Source organism: Lysinibacillus sp. EB271-A1-10B, from assembly GCF_058791335.1.
The window spans coordinates 1-24,836 of sequence record NZ_JBYTDL010000041.1; the positions used below are offsets into that span (position 1 = coordinate 1).

A 24,836-nucleotide genomic window follows, 5' to 3' on the forward strand; every position below is an offset into this window, starting at 1 on the left:
ACAGTCGTAGCATCAGTTTAACATACTAAAGCCTTATGAAAAATCGAAAAATCACTAGGCTTATTCGGTATGGCCCAATTTATCAAAATAATATCAGAGAGTTAAGAAAGTTATTATAGATACTTGACTAATCGTAAGAAAGAGCTGCCTAGGCAACCCAACTTTTAATTAAACCCCTTCGATTGTTGAAGAAAGAAATGGAAGCCTTTCCGCAGGTGATCCGTTTCTCAAATTTAAATTTAGTTGTCTATGGAAAAACATAAACCCCTAGTAGCAAAATGGATTCTGCTCCATTTTAGTACATTACTCAAGCTTTTTCTCTTGCCCGCTGCGTATCTCTTATATTCTTTTGAACTGTTATAGCTGCAAATAAACTAAGCACAAATGCCATCCCAAAAAATCCTTTTTCGCTTAAAACAACACTTCCTGCATTGTATAAACCGATGGCCATTAATGAAATAGATACAATCAGGGCGAACCAACTAAGACCATAATAAATATTAGTAACTGGTATTCCCTCATCTTTATCTCTAACTGCTTTTTGTAAAGATATCGCAGAATAAAGTCCGAATACTAAAACTGCAAAGTAAAATCCTTTTTCGTTCAATTGCATAGTTGCGTTAAACAAACCTATTAAATAAGACGCAACGCCTACTAATAGCGCTGCCCACGAAGCCCCCTTGAAGGCCGGAGTCGGTTCTCCCTCCTTCCGTTCTTCTTTCATTTTTAAATCATTTCGTTTTTCTTTATCTACTAAAACTTCATTATCATCATTCAATTTTCCGCCTCCATATTTTAGTCTAATAAAAATGGAGCACCAGGGACATTGTAGTGCACCCAGTACATAGACCTGCATAAAGAACCTGCCATTAAATTGAAGAAGAAAAAGCGATCTTCGTTATTAAAGTATATGCTCATTAGCATGAAGAAGATAACTACACAAACTTTAGGCTTTCTCGCTCAATTATGCCGCGGCATAACTGTATCCGATATCGGCTTGTACTTAGGTCTGCAAAAGGTATTAGTGTAAATCTTAAATAAGTTGCACTAGTTCTGGATTTAATACAACTTTATGAAACCTCCAACAATCAGAGTATTCCGTACCAATTTCATGATCATGCAAGCAAACCCTGTTCATGCCATCACAGCCGTCAAGACCACAACACCCATTTAATCTACTGCTGTCTGAATGGTGGTTTGAATTGATTAAATCCTTGATGTTTATAATGATAGATCCTTTTAATATTTCATAAGCTGTTTCCTCTTGGATTAAATAAAAGCCCCTAGGAATATAATCTTGGCCATCGTTTTCATTTATCAAATTCATATCTTTTAATTCCGTTAACGGCTCAGAAATTTCTAAATGACATGCTTTGCAAATTAATTTCAATTTGTCGTTTCCTCCTTTTATATGAATATATGTTCCAGTCAATGCTAGAAATACCCATTAGCCATCCATATAGCGCAAAACTAGCGCTATACAACAGACAAGTTCAATAAGTTTAATCTACTTCTTAGATGATTTGACTCTTTTTGAGTTCCATTTCCAAATTAAGATTAACGAAATGGCTATAATTAAAATCACAAGTTCAAAATCTAAATCCTTATCATGCATGAACCACATTTTATAGCCTAAATTAACCTCTTTTCTCGGTTTTAGACCTTCCCCAAGTAATTGTTCATAATCATTATTTGATTCTACTAAAACAACTGGACTACAAGGACTATTAAAATAGTTCCCGTTTTCTTCATTCAAATAAATAATGTATTTATTCCCCTTTTCGAAATTATAAGCCCATGTAAAATCAGCTTCAAAAATTAATTGGGAATCCACTTCTGTTTTCCAACTTTTCTCAACATCGATTAAGACATACTTTTTTGTCTCTTTTAGACCAGTGAATCCTTCTTGTACACTATCATTTTTCACATCTAAAACCGTCCCAACGATTGCAGTATCAAAATGGTTAATAGCTGGTCCTTCTAATTTAACACAACTCAAAGCATGGCTTTGAATTGGAAAAATTGTAGTTAGAGATATAGACATCATTATGATCAGTAGTATTAATCTCATATTTCCTCCATGACGTTAAATTTAACCAATTAGACGTCTTTGTTTGTCTTTACGTTTCAAAACGAAGGAAAGAAGACACTCCAAAACTTGGAATGTCTCTTACTTTTATCTCAGGTTATCCTTTTGCCTTGGTTTTGCTTTACCTGAAGCCAACACAGAGATATTACCACAAATATGGAAACATTAAAAAGAGTTCAAAAAGGCGAGCCTTTTTGAACATCTTTACTTTATTTCAATGGAATATTCAGTTCAATATTTTTTCCGATAGGATTGAAGAAATAGTTTATATACATTTTGGCTTTGCCATCATAATCTTCAAAGTTCTCCGTCTCATAAAGATACTCATCATCATCTGAGAAAGTGCTACTTTTATATTCTAACGTCGTGCCATCTGCTTTTACAGCACTAACTACAAATGAATGTGCCCTTCTATCATCCCATTTCTTTGCGGCAAATGATACACCTTGCTCCGTTACAGAAATATCCCAATCCAAATAATCGGGCTTCGTGAGTACTTCTTTTGTGCCAAAATCAACTTCGATAAAATCCTTGCCCTTTGGAACGGCATGAACAGCTCCAATTAATAGTTTGAGTGAATCTGAATCATGGAAATAATTACTTTGTAAATTTAGCGTGAATTTGCCGTCTGGACTATTTCTGCCTATTGACAAGCCATTTTTAACTCTTTCTTCTCTTCGCTCCCCATCTTCCGTCTCGACCACAATATTTTCAAGCGATAAAATTTGCATCGTATTCGCTTCATCTAATTCAATATCGATTGCCATTCTTAATGGAGAACGGCGAATTTTTGTAATCGTAAATTTCTGACCTTCGACATTTACAGTACGATTTACAGTAGTAGTTTTCTCCTTTGCGATTTCATTTTGTAGTGAAAACGGCACCGAAATTTCAATGTTCCCCTTATCTTTTTCATAAAAATGAAAAATGGCTTTAAAATCCTTTGAAGTATAAGAAAAAGGCTCTGAAAAACTATAGTCTACTGAAGAAGAGATGCTTGTTTGATGTGATTGATGGCTTGTAAATGAACCTCCGCCTTTAACTTCTTCGTCCCCTTGGTACAATTGGACTCCCTCTAAGCGTAATTCCGACATATCAAATGAGGCATCGGCGTCATAGTAAAGTACTAATCCCGTATTATCTGCAATCACGCCTTGCAATGTAAGCGATAGGCCTTTTTTAGACTGTGTCACATTGATTTCTTCATAATAGTCATTGTCCACAATATCTTTTATCCCTTTATCTCTTACAACCGCAGATACAATTACTTGAAAGCCAGGTATTTTTGCAACATGGCTAGCAATCGTAGGAGAAACACGAATTGAAAATAACAGGCTTAAGCAAAACAAAGAGGCTATTGCAACCGATACAATGCGCTTCTTTGTTCTTTTTTCTCGTTGAACTTTACGAAACATATCCATTCGTACTTGTTGAAGTTTCTCCTTTGGAACGTCAATCGGTAGTTTACTCATAGCCAGTCCTCCTTTTCTCCAGCGAAGTTTTTAAGCTTCTTTAGTATGTAATGAAGCTTAGACTTTACAGTACCCTCCGGAATTTGATTTAGCTCAGCAATTTCTTTGTTTTTTAGTTGCTGAAAATATTTCATATAGACGAGTTGCTGCTCCGACAAAGATAAATGTTCCAATAACCGCTCCATATCAGAGTAGATAACCCATTCAACTTGGTGATGCTCCTTAATTGCAACGGTTGGTTGGCGTTTTCGCAAATGGTCTTTACAACAATTGATTAAGACGCGCACGAGCCATGTTCTGGCATATTCGTGCTGTTTAACGGTATGCATTTTTTTCAGTGCCTTATAAACTAGGTCCTGCATCACGTCTAAAGCGTCTTGCTCATTTTTCAGATATGCAAAAGCCATGCGATATAAAATTTCTTCATCCATTTCAATAAGTGAAAGTATCGCTTGATGATCCCCACGAATAGCACGCTGCACGATTTCACATTCCATCCTTTTCGCCTCCTTCCTCCATTAGACGGAACAATTTTTCATTTCGTTCAAAAAAATATAATTATTTACAATCTTACATGAATTTACCTTTAATCTTTGCGTCAAAGATGTTCCCTTCGAAGACGTAAGTTTTTAATTCCTTCCTTCACTAACCTACTCCGTTAACTCAATAAGAAAAGTTGCCTTTAACTTTAGCCAGTGACTAATTTCATTATCGGCATACTGTCATTAGTATTCCACAAATATCCACCCAAGGAACAAAAAACGGCAGATATGAATCATAGAATTCATACCTGCCAAAGCTGCTTACTCAAATTTATTAAAATGTATGTTCTTCAATTTAATGAATGTTGTTATATATTTGCTCGATATAAAGTGAGTAATCTGCATCTAGTTTGTCTTTATTCTCAATGATGATGTTACCTTCATATAATGATTCACCTGTACGTAAATCACCGATAAGGAACAAATGACCATCCGAAACACGATCGATTAAATATAGTTTACCATCTGTAATCTGTATAGAAGGTTTTTCTTTAGCATTAGCAATGCTTGGATATTTAAAGCTTACAGGTTCTTCCCACTGATTCTTTTCTATATTATAACGGTTCAGTACTAAACCATTGGTTGAACGAACAGGAATGAAAATATCTGTTCCTTGAAGAATGATCCAGTTCTTATATGGTTTTAATTCGGCTGGAATCGTCCATTCCTTCACTTCATTATTCAGATAGTTATACAGATACATTGGGCTAGAGATAGTTTTACGCTCACCATCTTCTAGATATTTGTATTTTTCAACCATATATAAGAAATAATTTTCATTTTGCACCTTATTATATTCATTAAATATATAGATGTTGGCCCTGCTTAGCTCTTCTGACTCTATTTTTGCAATAATTGAGTCTTGCTCTAATTCCTTTTTGTTTTCATCGACCGTATATAAGTGCAACTCTTCCTCATTATTGAGATTGCTTGTTGCTAATATTTTTATTTTTCCATTTTCTACATAGACATCACTCTCATTTATCCAGTCATATCTTACTTGGTCTGGCATATTGATTTCAAATGAAGAACTTTCATTTGTATTTTTATCAAGTATATCGATTTGCAGAGTGAAAGAATCTCCTCGACCCTCTTTATTTGAAAAAATCGTGTAAATTAAACGATCTTCATCTTCAAAATACTGTCCAGGATTTGCTTCTTTTCCACGCATAAACTTACGGTGTTCTTGAATGTATTTTTGAAACATCCCAGGGTAATATCGTCCCTTCAACTCTTCAATAAAAGACCCGCTTTGATTAGTCGAACCATCCTTTGATATATCCAACCTACTATAATTATCACGACTTTGATAAATTGCATGAATGATAAGATTATCCATTTCTCCCTTATTTCCGTTAGTAGTTTCAATTTTAAGAGATACATTATTTGCCATTGCCTGTTGCATATAGTAAGAACCGATTGTCGTCACGATGATTAAACTAATCAATATCGTTTTCCAATATTTTTTCATTTCCATTCCCCCCTTAGACCCTGATTTTATATTTTAGCAAATGATTTGCGATCCAAATGGCACTGACTAATACAATGACGCTCATTACCAGTTCCATTAGGAAGACTTCTAGTGAGTAAAAATAGCCATTTAATAACCTATTTAATAATAGTGGCGCAATAAATACTCCGAACGAAAGCATTCCATAAACGATTGCGATAAAAATGCCTTTTAAACCGTAGCTTCGTTCAATTAAAATGGCCGTGAATAGAACTGCTACAAAGATTAGCCCGACTCCATAAATCAGGATAAATTCCGTTAAGGTATTCGGATAAAGCCTTTCTAAACTATAATCATCATTAAATGAAAAATGCGATTGTAAATCTGTTGGTATAATACTATTAACAATTTGCATTTCGATTGAGATTAATACTATTTGCAAGGCAACTAAACCAAGTACTAAAAGCATAATTGTCGTTAATTTTGAGAAATAAATAGTAATTCTTTCAGTTGGCAACATTAATAATCTATAAATAAATGTATTTTTTCCAAACCAGTCCCGATACCAAATAAAGAAAACATAAATCATCAATATGGCGATGCTAAAAAAGATTGGTAGCAGGAACCATTCAGAACCAACGAACTGATTAAAAGAAAATAACCCGTATTCTTGAGTATATTGGCTCATTGATAATTGATTTTTATACATCACTTGATCCACGCCATTCATATATCCTTTTGACACGACAATCGCCCCAATGAACTGACTGACAATTATCAATCCTATTAAAGTTAGGTACAGTTTGAAAAATCGATTTACTTCGAAATTAAGAAGTTTTAAATAGTTTTTCATCCACGATACACCTCTCTCATGACATCAACTACTGATTTCCCTTCCTTTTCACGCACTTCCTCTACGCTAAATTCCTTTAATACTTCACCGTTATCAATAAGCACTGCTCTATCAATCAAGTGTTCTATATCACTAATTTCATGGGTTGTAATAATCACACCACGATCTTCAATTAAATGGCTTGTAAACACTTCGGCAATTTGTTCACGGGAGAAAATATCAATACCAGAGAATGGTTCATCCATCAGTAAGTAATCCACATTCAGTGCCAAACCTAATATCATATTAACTTTAGCCATATTCCCCTTTGATAAATTGGCAATTCGTTCAGTACGGTCTAGTTTAAAAAATTGCAGCAGCTCTTCTGCCCTTTGAGGATCCCAGTTTTTATAAAAATCGGCCATGAACGCAAAGGCTTCACAAATTTTCATTTGCGGCAACATCGTAATCGTATCTGGAATAAAAGTAATTTTTTCAAAGCTTTCTTTCCGGATTTTTTCCCCATCGATCAAAATTTCACCACTATTAATCGGAGTGAGCGCCATAATAGCTTTCATGATTGTCGTCTTTCCTACTCCGTTTATACCGATTAAACAAGTTATTTCACCTTTTTCAGCAGTAAAAGAAAGACCTTTTAATACCCGTTTCTTGCCATATTTTTTCTCGACATTTTTTACTTCGATCATTTCGATCCCTCCGCTTCTCCGCTTTCGGCATCATGCTTTTTCTTAACTATTTCCAACACTTCGGATAACGGCACATCGATGGATTTAATAGAACCTAAAAATAAGTCAACCGCTTCGATAATCAATTCCTCACGGACACTTTTAAGGACCGCTTCATCTTTAGTAATGCAGCTCGGCATATTCCCCTCAGTAAAAATCAATCCTTGTTCCCCCATTTCCTTATAAGCTCGTTGTGCAGTATTTGGGTTAATCTTCAGCTGGTTGGCTAGCTCTCTCCTTGATGGAATCTCCTGGCCAGGTTCAAAATACCCTTTGGCGATTTGCTCTTTAAAATGCTGGATAACCTGGACGTACACTGGATCCCGATTATTAAACTTTACAGTCAATTAACTCAACTCCTAGAAAATCATATTTTCGTGTATTAAGCACTTAATACAGTTTGAGCATAATGGTGGGCTAAGTACTTTTAAAGAACTTAGCCATTACCCCGCTAATCGATCTCGATGTATTAACAGCTTAATACACCACCCTCAAAAAAATGGAAAAGTGTATTAAGCACACAATACACCTTTCGTAATGTATTATATGCTTAATACACTTTTCATGTCAATCAAACCCATGGAAATATATCTCAACATTTAAAAAGACAACCAGTTAATAAACTAATTTGCCACGAAAGTTTTAGTATAAAAAAGTTCTACTCAACATTGAAGTAAAGCATGCGTTAGTTTAATTAAGAAACTAGATTCTAATCTAATTTTTTTATAAATAAAACCCTGTCTTGCTTTAGTCCGTCATAGTCTGTATTGATTGATAGACCATCAACAATTCTATCTCCATCTTCAATTTCAAAACCCATCTTAGTATGATAGGCAATTGAAACTTTATTGACAGGTGACGTTACACAACGAACAATACTTCGATTATTTTGCTTTACCACATTAAAAAAATTATTGTATAAATGTTTTCCAATATTATGCTTTCTGTATTCAGGATGAACCCCAACAAAATGAATATACGCCTCATTTGAATGAGTTTGAGAAAGAAATCCTATTAGAAAACCTACAAGTTTACCATCCTTTTCTGCAATGAAACTTGTTTGTGTAAAATGGTCGAAAAATAATTTTGGTAACATAGCAGACATATTCCTGCCACCCCACCACTCATTGATTAGAGGTGAAATCACATAGTAGTCTGAACCTTTAACTAAACGAATTTCCATTTTAATCCCCCTATTAATGTAAACATCTATTTAAACTAATAGTAACATTAAAGCAAATTTTATCTTATTCCTTATGCAACTAAACAGCACCTTTAATAAATAAAATCCAACAAAAAAAGCGTAAATCCTTGTTGGATAAACGCCCTCGCTGGTTGGGACAAAAGAATCCCGTATAACAAGCGAAGCTATGAATGACAAGGTAGATAGAGTTTACTGGTCAATCCCCTTCATAAGCAAAAAGTTGAAATTTCGCCTTAAGTACTGGAAATACTTCTTTCTTAAATTCATTTGTGCAATTCTCAAGAACAATTACGGCACAATATTCATCCTCTTCATTTTCAAAAACATGTTCTACAAATGTCAATATGTATGTCCATTCCTCAAGTGGTTTTCCATTTTCTATTACAATACAAGAATCATTTATTAGTCCACGTTTCTTTATAATTTGTTGTAGTTCTTGTTGATTCATTGGACTAAAAAATATTAGATCATTTTGTGTTTCATTATAAAATGGATGAAGCCACTTTTGAGTTGTAAATACTTTTAAATTCCGGACCAGTCGTTCCCAATTCCTTTCTTCTTTTTTTACATTTTCTTGAATTTCTAAATCCCAATCCATTTTTTCAATCCAAGATGAATCCAGGTTTTCCTCAAACTCTTTAAATAATAGGATATACTTCGGGTCGGTTAAAAAACAGTTTAAGAATTCACCACATTTTTCATATTCAAGTTTATCAAAATGTTTAATTTCATATTTAGGTGTTGAGCCAATACATATCATCCATAATACTCCTTTCTCATTTTTGCAAAATAATCACAAAAAAAGTCCAACACGATTATTAATCAAGTTGTTGAACTAATGAATGCGTTAGTTGCTTAAATTCTATTATATTTTATTTAGCTTTTAAAAAACGATTTTGATTAATAAATGCGATAATTACTTAAAGCGATGCTATAATGAATAATTTTATCATGCTGATAAAATACTGTTAAAAGCATACCTTAAAGCTACAAATACTAAAATAAAGAACAAAATTGCAAATAACTTTCTATATCTCAAAAATAAAATGAAGCTTTTTGACAAACCCAATAAGCTCCACTTTATTTACAACTATATTTATTGATTCAGCGTCAACTAAAATTGATTTATTAATACTGCCAATCTATATAATGTTCAACCAGGAAATTCTGGGTAAACTATATAATACGAACACCCCGTTAGTTAGATTGTTTCTAAAATTGCTCTTGCGATTTCATCAAGTTCTTCTGCGAGTTCATTATGTGTAGGTGTTTCAGCAACTCTTGTTAAATATTCTCTAAATTGAACTCTTGACTCTACTGGCAATTTAATAACTAAAAAATGTAAAATAAACCACTTCCAGTTTTCGTCATCTGAAGATGAAACATCTTGCACATGTGGGACAATCTCTTCTGGAAAAGTTAATAGTAATTCTAATACGCTTGGTGCCACTGGCCAATTCATATCTTGAATCCATTCAAGGAGGTTAGGCAGTAAAGGCAATATTTGATCTCTATCCATTCTCTTAATTATTTCTACTCTATCATGATCATGTTTATGTCTCGGTAAAAGATCTCCAAAGTTTTCCACACGCAACCCTCCCTTAGATTTTTATACATGGCAATTCATTTATTATATCAGTCTTTATTAAATTAAATTGCCCTTTTAGTTCAAGAAATAGGGATTGTTCCAATGAACAAAAACTTTTGTTTTAACTCAAGGCAGATAAAAGAGTCGGTAATTCTTTCGTTATTTTCCACTCCGTTTAGAACGCATACCTTTTAATAAAGTGATAGTATCCGAATTTAGAAATTGCTTGTACCCTTCACTATTAACATCATATAATGCAATTTTCCCTTCATCATCGTAGTGTATTCCCCACCCATATTTCTTTACCAATGGTGAAGCTCTAAAACACGCTTTAGGTTTTTGGAAAAATTGTTCTCTGTATTCATCTAACTGATCTGATTTAATTTGGTTTTTAATCAAATAAGTTTGAAATTGTACATCTTCCTGCGTATATTTGTAAGGGTTATTACTGATTAAGTCATATTCAATCGAAGCTATAGTAGGTTTGTTATTTCTTGCGAGCGGAGTAATTGCTGAATGAACTTCCGAATCCTCTGAAATTTTAATAAAAGTATTTTTATAACTCATTAAATTAATCCCTCCTGTAACCATTTGTGTGTGCATCGAAAATTTCTTGTGTCCTTTGAAACCTCCAATTCCCAATTTCCAACTCTATAAAAAGCTCTTACTCCACTAAATCATTAACACACCTTTATTTTCTCTTAGTATAAAGCTCAAAATCAATTTATCGGAACATTTTTTCGAATTATCGGAATAAATTTTTGATTTATCGGAACAAATTCAATATTTATCAGAACAATTTTTAAATCTTTCGCCCACCTTTAATTTATAACCCAACTTTTAAACTTTATCGCTTCAAGAGGTCAAAATTAAAAAACCACCTCTAAGAAACGAGGTGATTTTTATCAAACATTTTTTATTAAACTACACACTGTCTAGCAGCCAAAAACGAATAGATAGCATACCATTTTAAGAAGCATCTTCAAACTGACTATTATACAGATCCGCATAGAATCCTTTTTCTGCAATTAGTTCTTCATGATTTCCACTTTCAATAATATCGCCGTCTTTCATCACTAAAATTAAATCGGCGTTTTTAATTGTTGAAAGTCGGTGCGCAATGACAAATGATGTTCTTCCCACCATCAATTTATCCATCGCTTCTTGGATAAGTGCTTCAGTACGCGTGTCAACGGAACTAGTAGCTTCATCTAAAATAAGCAACGGTGCTTTTTTAACCATGGCCCTAGCAATGGTAATAAGCTGTTTTTGCCCAACAGATAAACTAGTTTTATCGTTTAAAATCGTGTCATAACCTTTTGGCAAAGTTCTAATAAAGTGATGCAGACCTACAGCCTTACAAGCTGCAATTACATCTTCATCGCTTACATTCTCTTTGTTATATACGATATTTTCCTTAACGGTACCTTCAAATAGCCAAGTATCTTGTAGCACCATACAAAATAAATCGTGAACATTTTTACGAGAAATCGACTTAGTCGGTACGTCTCCAATCATGATTTCCCCGCTATCTACTTCATAAAAACGCATTAGAAGATTAACAAGCGTTGTTTTCCCAGCCCCAGTAGGTCCGACAATGGCAACTTTTTGACCTGCTTTTATTTGCGCAGAGAAATCTTTAATGATTAGTTTCTCTTTCGTATATCCAAACTTAACGTTTTTAAATTCTACATTGCCTGTAACATCTTTTGCATCTAAAGTGGCCTTCTTATCACTTTCGTCTTCAAGTTCCTCTTCTAGTAAGAACTCAAATACACGTTCACTTGCTGCGGCAGTTGACTGCAAGCTTGTAGCTGCCTGTGCTAGCTGTGACAACGGTTGCGTAAATAAGCGGATATAAACCATAAATGAAACAATCACACCAAATGTAATGGAACCTTTCAATGTAAGTGCAGCACCTACGACACAAACAACAACATACCCTAAATTTCCGATAAAGATCATGAGGGGCATCATCATGCCGGACATAAACTGTGCGCGCCAAGCGCTATTAAAAAGACTTTCATTGATCTCATTAAATTCTTGCTTCGCTGCTTTTTCACCGTTATACACCTTCATGACATCATGCCCTGAATAGATTTCTTCAATATGGCCGTTTATTCTACCAAGATCTTGCTGCTGGCGTATGAAGTATTTTCGAGATCTTGAAATAATAAAGGTCATTAATAAAAATCCAACGAAAGTTGCAGCAATGGCAGAAAGTGTCATCGTCACATTAATAGAGAACATCATAATTAAAGATCCGAAGAACATAACGACCGCTGTCACTAATGAACCAATACTTTGATTTAAAGACTGTCCAATCATATCCACATCATTCGTGACACGACTTAATACATCTCCATAGGTTGTAGAATCAAAATATTTCAACGGTAATCTATCAATTTTGTTCGATATATCTGCCCTTAACTTTTTAGAAACTCGCTGCGTAATCGTAGCCATAATAAACGCCTGCAAATAATTGAAAATAAAACTCAATCCATACAAAATAGCAAGGAACAGACCTATTTTTCCAATAGCCGTAATATCAATCTCCCCAGTAATGCCTTCCGTTATCAAATCGGTGATGTCACTAAGCATATTAGGTCCAATAATCGTGAAAATTGTTCCTACTGTTGCCAATACAAGTGCAAAGATCATCGCTGGTAAATAAGGTTTACAATAGGCAATCAACTTCCCCCAAGGCTTTTTAAAATCTTTTGGCTTTTCCCCAGGAGCTGCCATATGACCTGGGCCACCAGGACCTTTTCGGGGCTTATTTTGTGTATTAGGCATTGTCCAACTCCTCCTTCGATAACTGAGAATAAGAGATTTCCTGATAAGTCTTACAAGTTTTCAATAATTCTCTATGTTTCCCCATACCAACGATTTTACCTTCATCAAGAACAATGATTTTATCAGCATCTTTAATCGTTCCAATTCGCTGTGCCACAATCAAAGTCGTTACACCTTTTGTTTCTTTTTTCAACGTAGAACGAAGTTGACGGTCTGTTTTATAATCTAGCGCGGAGAATGAATCATCAAAAATAAAGATTTCTGGATTTCGATTCACTGCTCTTGCAATAGAAAGACGTTGTTTCTGACCTCCAGAAAGATTTGTACCACCTTGAGCGATAGCCGCATCATATTGGTCATCCATGTTCTCCACAAATTCTTTCCCTTGAGCAATTCCCACGGCTTTTTTGATTTCCTCATCTGATGATGGGGTCTGGCCGTTACCACCGTAGGCAACATTAGATTTTACTGTACCTGAAAATAGTACGACTTTTTGAGAAACGTACCCAATCTTATTATGAAGAGCCTCTTGTGCATATTCTTTTACATTAATGCCGTCGACTATTACTTCCCCCTCAGTCGCATCGTAAAATCTTGGGAGTAAATTAATAAGCGTACTTTTACCGCTACCAGTAGAACCGATGAAAGCGACAGTTTCGCCTTTATGTGCTGTAAAGCTAATATTTTCTAAAACATAGTTCTCTGCATTCGGATATTTAAAGCTCACATTACGCAGTTCAATTTCACCTTCGATTCCCTTAGGTGATGATTGCAATTTTCCATCGAGTATTGTTTGAGGTGTATTTAGCACTTCATTTATACGTGCTGCAGATACAGCTGCTCTCGGTAGCAAAATGAACGTCATTGATAACATCATAAATGCCATAACTACTTGCATTGCATAGGATGAAAATACGACCATATCACTGAACAAACCGATTCGATCCATACCTCCAGCATTATTTATTATATGTGCACCAATCCAGTAGATAGAAAGAGTTAAACCTGACATAATCAGCCCCATCCCCGGCTGCATAAGGGCCATAAGTCGATTCACGAAAAGATTTGTATCCGTTAAATCCTTATTTACTTTTTCAAATTTCTCTTCTTGATATTGTTGTGCGTTATAAGCATGAACAACACGAATACCAGTTAAACCTTCTCTTGTTACTCGGTTCAGGTGATCTGTCATTTTTTGAACGACTTTAAATTTCGGTAGCACAAAGATGATCAGATTGCCTATCAAAATAAGTAAAACAATGACAGCTACTCCTGTTGCCACTGACCACTCCCAGCTTTTCCCGGTAATCTTTAAAATAGCCCATACAGCTAGGATTGGCGCTTTAATCATCACTTGAAGCCCCATCGCAACCGTTTGCTGTATTTGCGTTATATCGTTAGTAGAACGAGTAATTAGACTTGCGATTGAAAAGCCATTAATCTCTTCCATAGAGAAAGATAGCGTTTTATCAAATACACCTTTTCGTAATTCCTTTGACAAAGATGTTGCTACCCTTGCCGCAAAATAGCCAACAATAACTGCCAATATCATACTGCCAAGGGCACATAATAGCATCTTCCCTCCAGCCGTCCATATCTCGCTCGTTTTACTGCCCTCTGTTTGTACAAGGGTCGTAATTTTAGCCATATAGTCCGGCAACTTCAAATCCAAATAAACTTGCCCTACAATGAACACAATACTAGCAATAACGAGCGTCCATTCTTTCGGTTTTAAATATTTAAATATTTTCAACATACACGCAGTCCCCCCTCATGTTAGTTAGCATGCTAACTATATTATCAAATAAAGCTTTAAAATAGCATCTTCTTCAAGATCCTATATTCTCTTTCATGGCATCCATCACTTCAAAAAAAACGTCAAGTTTCTCTTCCGGGATACCTGATAGTAATTTTTGTTCAAGGATTTCTCTACGAGTCTTAATATCTTCATGTATCTTTAGCGCCTCTCCTGTTAAGACAATTTTTTTCAGTCTTGAATCGTAGGAAACAGATTGTCTTGTAATCAAACCATTACTTTCCATGGATTTTAGTATCCGAGATGCTGTTGATTTACGAATAGAAAATGCACGTTCAAAATCCTTTTGAAACACATCTTTATCTTGATTTTTGCAAAGATAACTAATCGTCCAACCATGCATGGCAGTAAGGTTATCTTTTTCCGTTAGCGTAGCACTTGTAATTTGATCCAATTGTCTTCTCATTAATAGCGACAATGTACGCAATTCTAATCCAACTGATCTCCTTTTGCTCAATTATAATACCCCCAATCTATCAACAATAAACTATCGTATTAACCTAGTTTATTATTATTCGAACATCTCCATTTTAAAGATACTTACGTCCTTAGGTACCGATGAATCATGTTGAGATTTATCTTCGTATTCAGTTTGCCATATTGTCTTTAAATAATCCAACAATAAAGTATGCTTATAAATGTCAAAATAACAATGACATTTTGCTTGAATACAATAAATAAATTTCAATAAAGAACGAATGACACTAAAAATTGTTAGAGAAGAAGATGAACCTCGGCATTTTGGTAGTTGTTTTTTCATTTTACATATCTGATTTTAAATCGGAAATAATACAAGGTGGTCATTAGATTTTCAATTTCAAGGAGGAAAAGTATGTCTACATTTAATTTGCGTGACAAAGTACCTGATTTCACACTTCCAGCAGTGAATGGAGAAGAATTCTCTTTTGTATCCGATCAAAGCCAACATAAAAATTGGCATCTTATTATCTTTTTCAGAGGATCATGGTGTCCTGTTTGTCTTCACGACTTAAAAGAGCTTGAAGAAAGCAAAAGTTATTTTGAAAGCAAGAATGTACACCTAATTACCATCTCAACGGATCAGCTTGATAATTTAAAGAAAATGGTTGATGAACATAACCTTACTTTTACCGTCTTAGCGGATGTAGAGTTAAAAACAATAAAAGCATACGATGTATTTTATCACGGTAAAGATGCGCCATATGAGGATCATGGCACGCACGGAGAGCCAGCCTATTTCCTAGTTGATGAAAATGGACAACTACTATATCAACAAAAACAAACAAGTCCATTTGGACGCCCATCATCTACTGAACTTCGCAAGATCGTCCAATATATTGGGAAAAATTTAAAGTCAAATCAATAAACAAAAGTGATTGGGCGCAATAGCAGAGCAACATAAGTAGAAAATGACCCATCTCAAATGGAATTTTAAATACTGAAAGATTAAAGGTAATCACATTAGAGTTGTGATTACCTTTTTCTTTACGTGGAATCAATTCGTCTATAGACTATAAAAACAATACTAATTCCATTTGTGATAGCTAACGAGAATTTGATTTCGGAAGTGATTATATTTTCATATTTAATTCTCTATTAGGGTTAAAGCATTGTAGCCATTTATCAGCTTCAATAACCATCCACGTTCCAAATTCATTTAAAAACGATAACAATTGGTTTGTATCTATTATAGGTGTTATGGCATATTCAAGTGCCTTTTTCATGTCGCTTTCCTTTTCAGGGTAATAGTTAGAAAACACTTTATAAGCAGGATATAAATCCCTTGAATATGCATTTTCCTTGAAAATGACAAGTGCAAGTCCTGCTCTTACTATAATTTTCATAATCCACTTGCAACAATCTTTAATATCTTCTATATCTGAATTATCTTGAATATCATCACAGGCATTTTTAATTTGAGATTGTAAATGAATAAGGTGGTCATTCGCTAAAGCTTCGTTCGCTTTATATTTTGGTAATTGAGGTATCAAGTCTTCTCCAAACACACACAGTCCATGGGTTTGGAGTATGAAACTAATGATAGAAAATGATGACGTATTTAAAACATCTTCCTTGCAGTGAACACTTAGTTCAATACCATCTACACAAGTATGTTTTTGAGTTAATTCTTGTTCTACTTCATTTATCCGCTTTAACTGCAGATTATTAAACTTTTGCTTAGTAATCGCTATTGTGTCTAAGTCAGCAACACCTTCAATACCTATCCCTTTTGGAATGGACCCCCTTATGTATACACTATGTAAGTCATCTTGAAGATGACTAGAATACGTATGAACCACATCGTTTATTACAGGAAGAAAAATCGAGTTGATGTTATTCCAATCTGAATGATTAATAATGTGTCCATCACTATCCGTGACACATAAACTTCCAATCGCTCTAATAGTAGTCATCACATTACTCCTTTTATAAAATATAGTAACTCAGTCTACCTACTATGCTACGCCTCTCGCTGTGGGTTTTATCTTCTAACGAATAAAAACAAATTTCTATAATGACATTACATAGTCATTTTCTGTAAATATCTGATTATTATAACCATTTTACATAAAAATAGAATAGCACGTTCTTTATCGAACATGCTATCCTACTTTCATTATGGAAGTTCACTAGGTTGAAATAACCTTCAAAAATCTATACTTAAATCCTTTTTTTCAGGAAACTCCATCTTCCAGCTATAGTATTCGCTGTTACTTTTCATTAAACTCAAATTCAATCTTTCCTTCTACCAAACGGAGTGACGCATTAAATTGTTTACCATTCTTTGATTTAAACCCTTTAAGCAGAGCTGTTTTACCAATCTTACATAAATCATTAATGTTCTTTTCAGTTAGTTTTTTTCCTAATAGCCTTCCTGGGAACGTTTGTTTACAACCATTTTTATAATTCGAGCAACCGTAAAAGCTTTTACGCAAACCTATTTTTCCTACTTTACATGTCGGACACGTCACAATATCTTTCACAGCAGTTGGTTTAAACTGCTCTGCGTCAATTGTAAGTGACTCTAACTGTTTAGGTACCTCCGCTAATAATTGATTAACAAACTTGCCTATACTTTCAATAAAATGTTTTGCAGAGCCTTCTCCACGGCCAATTTTATTTAAGTAAATTTCCCATTTTGCAGTCATAGATGGGCTTGAAAGTAATGTCCCTTCAATCGACCGACATAAAAGCTCCCCTTTGGACGTAATGCTCACTATGTTTTTTCGCACTTCAATAAATCCATGCTTTTTAATCGTCTCTATAATGCCACTCCGAGTTGCTTCTGTGCCAATACCTTCGATCGATTTCAGCACTTCGATTTCCTCTTCATCCTCAACTGATTTACCGCATGTTTTCATCATCGTAATGAGTTGCCCTTCGGTATAATGCTTAGGAGGCGTGGTCGTGCCTTCTAAAATAGAAATCTTGCTTTGTACCATCTCATCTTGGAAAACGACAGGTAACGACTCTTCACGTTCCTTTAAGTCTTTTTCGCTTGAAAACAACTCTTTCCAACCTTTTACAAGTTCTGTTTTCCCTACCGTTTTAAACTCTATATTTTTGACATTCGTTAAAATCGTTTTTTCATCGTATTCATAATCTTGATGGAACATAGCGAGTGTCGTATTAACTATCTCGAAATAAATATTTCGTTCATCAGCATTCATTGATTGTAACGCTTTTTCTGTCGGCACTTTTTTCGTTGGAATAATCGCATAGTGCTCCCCTACGTTGGCACTGTCGACATAGCGTTTGTTATTCCCACGATTTAGCGCATTAAATGGCTTTCCCACGAGCTGCTGGTATTTTGCCAATGATTCATTTAAATAAGCGAACTCATTATGTGTAATAAGTTGTGAATCGGTACGTGGGTAAGAAACGAGCTTTTTCTCATAAAGTGATTGCGTAAGTTTCAACACATGTGACGGACTATATTTCCAACGTCTATTAGCGGCGGCTTGTAATGTTGATAACGCATGTAATTTTGGTGGTGCAATACGCTTCGTTTTGTTCGTTACACTTGTAATTAGACCCGTATCCACCGGTTCAACCCCATGTTGTTGCAATAATTGCACAGCCTCTGCACGCTCTTTTGTTTTTAACTTTGCCTTCCCTTTATATACACCATTCTGTGCTTTAAATATCCCTTCAATTTCATAGAACTTTTCAGGCTTGAAATGTTCAATTTCCTGTTGCCTTTTATAAATTAAATATACGGTTGGCGATTGCACACGACCGATAGAGATACTACCCTTAAAGCCCTTTTTTTGTAAAAGTAACGTATAGAGGCGACTACAGTTCATTCCTACTAACCAATCGCTAATTTGACGTGTTTTTGCTTCTTGGTACATGAGCATATCACGCTCATTACTTTGCATATTATTAAAGCCTTTTCGAATTTCCTCAACCTCTAATGAATTGATCCATAATCGTTTAACAGGCTTATTTACTTTCGTCATTTTTAAAAGTGAGTAGAAGATATTTGACCCCTCACGTTCACTATCGCAGCAGTTATAAATCATTGTTATCTGTGGATCACTAAAGATTTTTTTTACTACATTAAATTGTGTATACATTTTAGAGACAACTTTATCTTCAAATTTTTGAGGAATGATCGGTAATGATCCAAGCGACCATTTCTCCCATTCCTTTTGATATTCTTTTGGTTCCTTTAATTCAACAAGATGACCAACTGCCCAGGTAATTACTGCACCCTCAGGAAAAGTAGAACAAGGTTCCAATTCAATAAATACTTTCTCTTTTTGTTTAATTTTAAATGCGTCTGCATAAGCTCTTGCTTGAGATGGTTTCTCTGCCAAAATGGCGATTTTCCCCATTAATCATCACATCTTCTTTAAAATATTTTAGTAGCTATATATATATAAACATAAAACTCAACTAATCAGATTAGTTGAGTTTAGTGTAAAATACCTTACTACTATCTTACTTTAAACAATTTAAAATATCACTTACTAAAATCTTTGTACCAGAGGCACCCTTCAAATATTTTAAACCTCCAGTCGCAAGCCAATCGATTTCGTCTAGCTTCATTAAAATTTGTGCAATTTTTACAGAATCAGGCTGCTGTGATTTAACTAAGTAATTTTCCGCCCTTCCTCTTTAATTCATTTGTTTATCGAATTTACTTCCTGTCATTTCCACAGACACAACTTAGAATAAAAATATTTTGGCATACAGATTAATTCATCTTTAAAATTCCTCCCCAATTTATAATCTAGTCTTACTTGCGACTCATCAATGTAATTATTATTTATAAGTTGTCATAGCCGATGGTACAAAAGTGTAATGATAGCCTATGACCTGTGTCAATTAACCTTATGACAATATGTAACTAGAAAATATGATATGGGATAGATAACAATTGAATTAAGGCAATTGATTCGTGCAAGTACATGAATCAATCTTGCTTTTACAAATAATTCAATTGAGGTGGAAAAAAATGAATAAGAAAAGAATAATTGCAATGGTTAGTACAGCTTTATTAGTCACAGGATGTGGAGAAGTAGGAAAGGCTCAAACAGTAGCAGTCGAAAAAGTAGCAGTCGAAAATTCAGGCCAATCAATCCAAAAAAATATAGTTAAATCAATACAATCACAGGCTTACCCATTAAAAACGATAGAGCCGTCAAAATCATTTGAGGATTTAAAACCACTTAAGAAGATGATTGGGAGCGCACAATATGTAGGATTAGGAGAGAATACTCATGGAAGCTCTGAAATTTTCACTATGAAGTTTCGATTTGTGAAATATTTGGTTACTGAGATGGGTTTTACAAATTTCACAATGGAAGAAGATTGGGGAAACGGCTTAAAGTTAAATGAATACATCCAAACAGGAAAAGGAAACCCTAGGGAATTTTTAAACTTGTTATATCCTACTGATGAAATTATAGCCATGATTGAGTGGATGAAAGATTATAATGCTGATCCATCCAATAAAAAAAAGATCCAATTTATTGGGCTCGACTTAAAGGAGTTGGACCAAGGTTGCTTTAATAAAGTAATTGATTATGTAAGGCTGCATCGACCAGATTTGCTGGCAGAAGTAGAAGAAAATTATAAAGAATTGTCGGCTTTTAATGGAAGTACACAGGAATATATGGACCTTGCTCCTGAAATAAAAGAAAAGTTCAAGGCAAACGCTGAGAGAGTAGCTCGATTACTAAAAGATGAGAATAAGCAAGCCAACACAGAAATAGCTTCACCCGAGTACATCTGGGCGAAAGCAACGGCAAGTGCAATAGAGAAATTTACCACAATGCTAATTCCTAACGACTATCCAAGTATGTTGAAGCTACATGAGCAATACTTGGCCGATCATGCAATGTGGGCACAAGAGACATTGGGTGGTAAAACGATGGTATGGGGACACAATGTTCATATAGCTAAAGGAATTATCGATGAGAAATTATACCCTTATGTTGCGGGGCAGTATTTGAAGGAACGTTTAGACAATAATTATGTCACAATTGGCAGTACAACTACGGAGGGGAATTTCACCTTATACAACGACACAGCAGATCAGATTATAACGGATCTGATTCCACAAGATGTAAATAGTTTCAATTATACCCTCGGAAAAGTACCATATAAAATGTTTTTATTGGATAACCGTCACCTTAAAGGACCAGCAGAGAAATGGGTTAAAGCAAAAAAACCATTACTAAGTATAGGGGGACGACTCGTACCGAACGAATCGGCATACTTTGATAAGTCATTGCTTGAGCAATTTGATATTATTTTTCATATTCGAAAAACAAGTCCATCTCATATTAAATAAAAGTACAAAACAATCCGTTCTTGCATCTGCAAGAACGGGATTGTTTGGTGGAGGTTAATAAAAGCATCTTTTTTTAACCAGAAGTAGGTTACTCTCCCCTTTTTAGCATCATTTAGAAATGTCATATGACACTTTTACATTAGTGAGAATGACAAAAAAAGCAGTACAATTCGGTTATTACATAGATAGGAGCGATGAACTTTATGAAATCAAGATTCATCCAGAATGGTTATTTTTTATTGCTAACTTTCGTTACAGGATTGTTTTATTTTTGTTTTTATCTAATAGCTCTGCTATTCAGCTTCACCCTTTCATTTACGGTAATTGGGATTCCACTAGTTATACGCGTACTACAGACTACTAAACCTTTTATCCAATTCGAGCGCATACAGACGAAAATTTATACAGATATTTCAACAGACTCTTATGATAGAAGTATAACAATAGATACATCGAACTGGACTCAGGTGAAATTAGTGCTTACCGATCGTCGCAATTGGTCTGCTGTCTATTGGTTAATGCAGAAATTTGTGATTGGCATTTTTAGTCTCATTTGTGCAACCATTTTTTATATAATGCCACTTATGTTGTTGTTCGCACCACTACTGTATCGCTACATCGAAATGAATATTATATTCATACAGATAGATACTTTTGCCAAGTCACTCTTTGTAATGTCTATGGGTATAGTATTTATCGCCATAAGTAGTAGAATAGTAGATGGTTTGACAAAGAAAATTGGGGGCTATACACGTAGCATGATTCGGCAACTAAATCGATAGAAGTTTGCCTTCTGTGAGAGAATTGTAGTGTGAAATTAAAAATATAACAATGTATGAAGGATTAATTTATAATATAGGAAGTAAAAAGGTAGGCTATTTAGGGGGTAAATGACTTGTTAGATATGGTTAAGTATTGGGTTTGGTACGATTGGATTATGTTAGGAGTCCGTATACTTGTTAGTATCTCTATCGTCATAAACACATTAGATTTTCCGGTTAGTTTAACATTGCCACTTTGGATTATTATTTTTTGGGAGGTTGTTGCCTTCTCGATTCCATGGGTAGCCTTACTATTCAATTATAAATATTATTTGTTCACAGAAATACTGCTATATGGTGGACTATGTATATATTTAACCTCATTATTTCCGGAAGCTTACATCACATTTCTTATATCGGTGTTTCTAATTGCTGCGAATAGTAAGCATTTGTCCTATTATTGGACAGCTCCAACAACAGTTTTTATAACAACTGGAATTCTCTATGCGGTTGCGCCAAGTAATAGCTATTGGATTTTGGTTACCTACTATGGACTCGCTTATGTAATGGGCTTCGCTTTCCATTTATTAATCGTCAATCATAAGCAAAATGAAGCGATTCGTAAACAAAACGCGGTACTTGAGCAATATATGTCTCAGATTGAACGTATTACACTGGCAGAAGAACGGAACAGACTGTCGAGTGAGCTTCATGATACAGTTGGTCACGCTTATACTTCTATTATTATGGGGATGGAAACGTTGCGTACCGAACTTGCTACTGAAATGGGTATACAGAGGCTAGATTCTTTGCTTGAAATGGGACGTAAAAGCATCGAGGACGTGAGAGGTTACCTACATCAAATGGATTCTCCGTGTCAATCGTCTTCCTTGATTCAATCTCTACAAAATCTTGGAGCCGAATTTCAGGAGCACGCTCAGGTAAATGTAAGTTTTAGGACATTCGGAGAGGAATATCAACTGTCTCAGCAAGCGAAGATCGCATTCATTCGTTGCTTACAAGAATCTCTTACAAATGCAGTACGTCATGGTCAGGGGACTGAAATTATAGTTTCATTGCAGTTTGAACAACAATATACGAGGTTAGAAGTTCAAGATAACGGAAAAGGAAATGTAGAATGGCAGGAAGGCTTCGGTATGAATGCGATGAAAGAACGGGCAATGAATTTGCAGGGGCAATTGTCTGTATATACAAAGCCAGAGGAAGGAATGCTTGTTACATGTACCATACCGCGACAAATTGAAATAAAAGATGGACTTATTCGTTTGTTAATTGTAGACGACCAGCCATTTGTTCGAGAAAGTTTGAGGACACTACTCGATAGATATGAAGATTTAAATGTAGTCGGTTTGGCTGAGGATGGCAATCAAGCCATCGATTTGTGTGGGCGCCTTCAACCCCACGTTATACTTATGGATTTAGATATGCAGCACATGGATGGAATCGAAGCAACCAAAAAGATTAAGCAACAATGGCCACATATCCGCGTATTGATTTTTACAACGTTTCAAGATACCGAACAGGCGTTAGAATCGCTTCGCAACGGTGCGGATGGTTTTTTACTCAAATCTATTGAAACGTTGGAGCTAGCTAATACGATCCGACTTATTCACAAAGGTGGGACACTGATTGATCAGGGGATGTCTCACAAAATATTTAAGAAGTTTGATGAGCAAAAAGAGACACCACAATCAAAAGCAACCGCTTATGAGCTAACAGCTAGGGAGATAGAAATATTGCAGCTAGTAGCAAAAGGACTTCGATACAATACGATAGCTTCAAGGCTATATTTATCGAATGGTACGGTCAGGAACTATGCTTCAACAGCTTACTCAAAGTTAGGAGTGCGTAACAAGGAAGAAGCTGTCCACAAGGCTCTAGAAATTGGAATTATTGATTGAACTACCTCCACAGTCCTTGCGGTTAGAAGCCTGATCGCTTCATTCTTTAGATTGATACTTGCGTTAATATCTCTATCATGATGTGTATGACAAGAAGGGCAATACCATTTGAAAAAGAAAACTCTAATATTATTGATACAATTTATGAGGTCATTGCTAGTTTGAACAGTAAATTAAATGAAAAAAATATTAACATATATTTAAAAAACAATGGAAAAACGTTATTTGATATGTAAAAAAACAGGTGTTTCGAATATGTTTTCTTATTAAAATTGTAACTAAACATTTTTATGAGATGATATTTAAACTTTTGACTATCCTTATACAAGAGATGCCTTTTTGGTAATATAAAAGTAAGCGTCAAATATTCCCCACCTACTATTTGACGCTTACTTTTAAAGGAAAACAATTCAAAAAAGTGAAACCCGCTAGGGTTTATTTCGTATGCAAATCTTTCAATCAACTACACTTGCCCCTTAGAAAAAAGAAACAATCTTGTCTAAAATTGACTTTGCATAAGCTTGGCCAGATAGCGATGTGGCGGTACCCCATCGCCATCAAGTTAAGGTTCTGAAGCCCCCTAAATGAAAATTTCATTTCTCTGTAGTTATTTATTTCAGGAGTAAGCTCACAGTTAACTATGCATCTTGTTTCGTTAAATAATAAGAACCACCTCCCGATTTTCGAGGGTAGTGACCCCTTAAAGTTAGAGTTTTTATTATGCAGCTAATTGGCTGGCTTGAGTTCGATATTTTACGAGGGCACTGAAAAACTTGCGTTTTTTATAAATAAATTCGTTATAGAGAAAGATAGGGCGCTTCTTGTTCAATTTTG

Annotated in this window: 22 protein-coding genes and 1 pseudogene; 4 read left to right on the top strand and 19 right to left on the bottom strand. The window is 34.9% G+C overall.

Features of this window, described 5'->3' with window-relative positions; all coding sequences use genetic code 11:
• Positions 1-307 precede the first annotated feature (307 nt).
• The 16 genes from yiaA to AC3WSK_RS25780 all read right to left on the bottom strand — a co-directional run bounded on the left by yiaA (position 308) and on the right by AC3WSK_RS25780 (position 14,992).
• Complete coding sequence (gene yiaA / locus AC3WSK_RS25705) at positions 308-724, bottom strand: inner membrane protein YiaA (protein WP_427485086.1); 417 nt, start codon at positions 722-724, stop codon at positions 308-310.
• Positions 725-1,033: 309 nt separating this feature from the next.
• On the bottom strand, positions 1,034-1,390 hold the full coding sequence (locus AC3WSK_RS25710) for a hypothetical protein (RefSeq protein WP_079564175.1): 357 nt from the start codon (positions 1,388-1,390) through the stop codon (positions 1,034-1,036).
• Between the two features lie 117 nt (positions 1,391-1,507).
• Entirely contained in the window at positions 1,508-2,071 is a 564-nt protein-coding gene (locus AC3WSK_RS25715) for a hypothetical protein (protein ID WP_492414943.1), read from the bottom strand.
• Between the two features lie 227 nt (positions 2,072-2,298).
• Positions 2,299-3,561 carry a DUF4179 domain-containing protein gene (locus AC3WSK_RS25720; RefSeq protein WP_427485084.1) on the bottom strand — a complete coding sequence of 421 codons (1,263 nt, stop codon included), beginning with the start codon at positions 3,559-3,561 and terminating at the stop codon, positions 2,299-2,301.
• Positions 3,558-4,058, bottom strand: a complete 501-nt coding sequence (locus tag AC3WSK_RS25725; RefSeq protein ID WP_079564182.1) for a sigma-70 family RNA polymerase sigma factor — start codon at positions 4,056-4,058, stop codon at positions 3,558-3,560. The genes AC3WSK_RS25720 and AC3WSK_RS25725 overlap by 4 nt, the downstream gene beginning before the upstream one ends.
• A 340-nt stretch (positions 4,059-4,398) precedes the next feature.
• On the bottom strand, positions 4,399-5,574 hold the full coding sequence (locus AC3WSK_RS25730; protein WP_492414944.1) for a hypothetical protein: 1,176 nt from the start codon (positions 5,572-5,574) through the stop codon (positions 4,399-4,401).
• A gap of 13 nt (positions 5,575-5,587) precedes the next feature.
• The gene (locus tag AC3WSK_RS25735; protein ID WP_427485082.1) at positions 5,588-6,406 is read right to left on the bottom strand and encodes a hypothetical protein; all 819 of its coding nucleotides are present in this window, start codon (positions 6,404-6,406) and stop codon (positions 5,588-5,590) included.
• Positions 6,403-7,092 carry an ABC transporter ATP-binding protein gene (locus AC3WSK_RS25740; protein ID WP_427485081.1) on the bottom strand — a complete coding sequence of 230 codons (690 nt, stop codon included), beginning with the start codon at positions 7,090-7,092 and terminating at the stop codon, positions 6,403-6,405. The genes AC3WSK_RS25735 and AC3WSK_RS25740 overlap by 4 nt, the downstream gene beginning before the upstream one ends.
• Positions 7,089-7,478: a GntR family transcriptional regulator gene (locus tag AC3WSK_RS25745; RefSeq protein ID WP_079564192.1), complete on the bottom strand. Its 390-nt coding sequence runs from the start codon at positions 7,476-7,478 to the stop codon at positions 7,089-7,091. Before AC3WSK_RS25745 ends, AC3WSK_RS25740 begins: the two co-directional genes overlap by 4 nt.
• Positions 7,479-7,840: 362 nt before the next feature.
• Positions 7,841-8,314, bottom strand: a complete 474-nt coding sequence (locus tag AC3WSK_RS25750) for a GNAT family N-acetyltransferase (protein ID WP_079564194.1) — start codon at positions 8,312-8,314, stop codon at positions 7,841-7,843.
• Positions 8,315-8,531: 217 nt separating this feature from the next.
• Positions 8,532-9,095 carry a hypothetical protein gene (locus AC3WSK_RS25755; RefSeq protein WP_492414945.1) on the bottom strand — a complete coding sequence of 188 codons (564 nt, stop codon included), beginning with the start codon at positions 9,093-9,095 and terminating at the stop codon, positions 8,532-8,534.
• Positions 9,096-9,536: 441 nt separating this feature from the next.
• Positions 9,537-9,923, bottom strand: coding sequence for a DUF5071 domain-containing protein (locus tag AC3WSK_RS25760; protein WP_079564199.1), 387 nt, complete (start codon positions 9,921-9,923; stop codon positions 9,537-9,539).
• A gap of 159 nt (positions 9,924-10,082) precedes the next feature.
• Positions 10,083-10,490 (bottom strand): DUF6157 family protein, encoded by a 408-nt coding sequence (locus tag AC3WSK_RS25765; protein ID WP_492414946.1) that lies wholly within the window; start codon positions 10,488-10,490, stop codon positions 10,083-10,085.
• A gap of 402 nt (positions 10,491-10,892) precedes the next feature.
• On the bottom strand, positions 10,893-12,719 hold the full coding sequence (locus AC3WSK_RS25770; RefSeq protein ID WP_492414947.1) for an ABC transporter ATP-binding protein: 1,827 nt from the start codon (positions 12,717-12,719) through the stop codon (positions 10,893-10,895).
• The gene (locus AC3WSK_RS25775) at positions 12,712-14,475 is read right to left on the bottom strand and encodes an ABC transporter ATP-binding protein (RefSeq protein WP_492414948.1); all 1,764 of its coding nucleotides are present in this window, start codon (positions 14,473-14,475) and stop codon (positions 12,712-12,714) included. Before AC3WSK_RS25775 ends, AC3WSK_RS25770 begins: the two co-directional genes overlap by 8 nt.
• A gap of 73 nt (positions 14,476-14,548) precedes the next feature.
• Positions 14,549-14,992, bottom strand: a complete 444-nt coding sequence (locus AC3WSK_RS25780) for a MarR family winged helix-turn-helix transcriptional regulator (RefSeq protein ID WP_079564209.1) — start codon at positions 14,990-14,992, stop codon at positions 14,549-14,551.
• Positions 14,993-15,367: 375 nt separating this feature from the next.
• Between AC3WSK_RS25780 and AC3WSK_RS25785 the strand changes: the two genes are divergently transcribed.
• Positions 15,368-15,880 (top strand): peroxiredoxin family protein, encoded by a 513-nt coding sequence (locus tag AC3WSK_RS25785; RefSeq protein ID WP_079564212.1) that lies wholly within the window; start codon positions 15,368-15,370, stop codon positions 15,878-15,880.
• Positions 15,881-16,085: 205 nt separating this feature from the next.
• Here AC3WSK_RS25785 and AC3WSK_RS25790 read toward each other — a convergent pair whose 3' ends face one another.
• Both AC3WSK_RS25790 and AC3WSK_RS25795 read right to left on the bottom strand, forming a co-directional pair.
• Complete coding sequence (locus AC3WSK_RS25790) at positions 16,086-16,928, bottom strand: nucleotidyltransferase (protein WP_079564215.1); 843 nt, start codon at positions 16,926-16,928, stop codon at positions 16,086-16,088.
• Between the two features lie 297 nt (positions 16,929-17,225).
• Positions 17,226-19,355, bottom strand: a complete 2,130-nt coding sequence (locus tag AC3WSK_RS25795; protein ID WP_492414949.1) for a type IA DNA topoisomerase — start codon at positions 19,353-19,355, stop codon at positions 17,226-17,228.
• Between the two features lie 623 nt (positions 19,356-19,978).
• Here AC3WSK_RS25795 and AC3WSK_RS25800 point away from each other — a divergent pair.
• The 3 genes from AC3WSK_RS25800 (at position 19,979) to AC3WSK_RS25810 (ending at position 24,002) form a co-directional block, all read left to right on the top strand.
• Positions 19,979-21,319: an erythromycin esterase family protein gene (locus tag AC3WSK_RS25800; RefSeq protein ID WP_492414950.1), complete on the top strand. Its 1,341-nt coding sequence runs from the start codon at positions 19,979-19,981 to the stop codon at positions 21,317-21,319.
• A 203-nt stretch (positions 21,320-21,522) separates the two neighbouring features.
• Positions 21,523-22,101 carry a sensor domain-containing protein gene (locus AC3WSK_RS25805; protein WP_427485072.1) on the top strand — a complete coding sequence of 193 codons (579 nt, stop codon included), beginning with the start codon at positions 21,523-21,525 and terminating at the stop codon, positions 22,099-22,101.
• Between the two features lie 113 nt (positions 22,102-22,214).
• Positions 22,215-24,002, top strand: a complete 1,788-nt coding sequence (locus tag AC3WSK_RS25810) for a response regulator (RefSeq protein ID WP_427485071.1) — start codon at positions 22,215-22,217, stop codon at positions 24,000-24,002.
• A 2-nt stretch (positions 24,003-24,004) separates the two neighbouring features.
• Here AC3WSK_RS25810 and AC3WSK_RS25815 read toward each other — a convergent pair.
• Positions 24,005-24,148: pseudogene (locus AC3WSK_RS25815) on the bottom strand (zinc ribbon domain-containing protein); the annotation flags it as partial.
• Positions 24,149-24,836 lie beyond the last annotated feature (688 nt).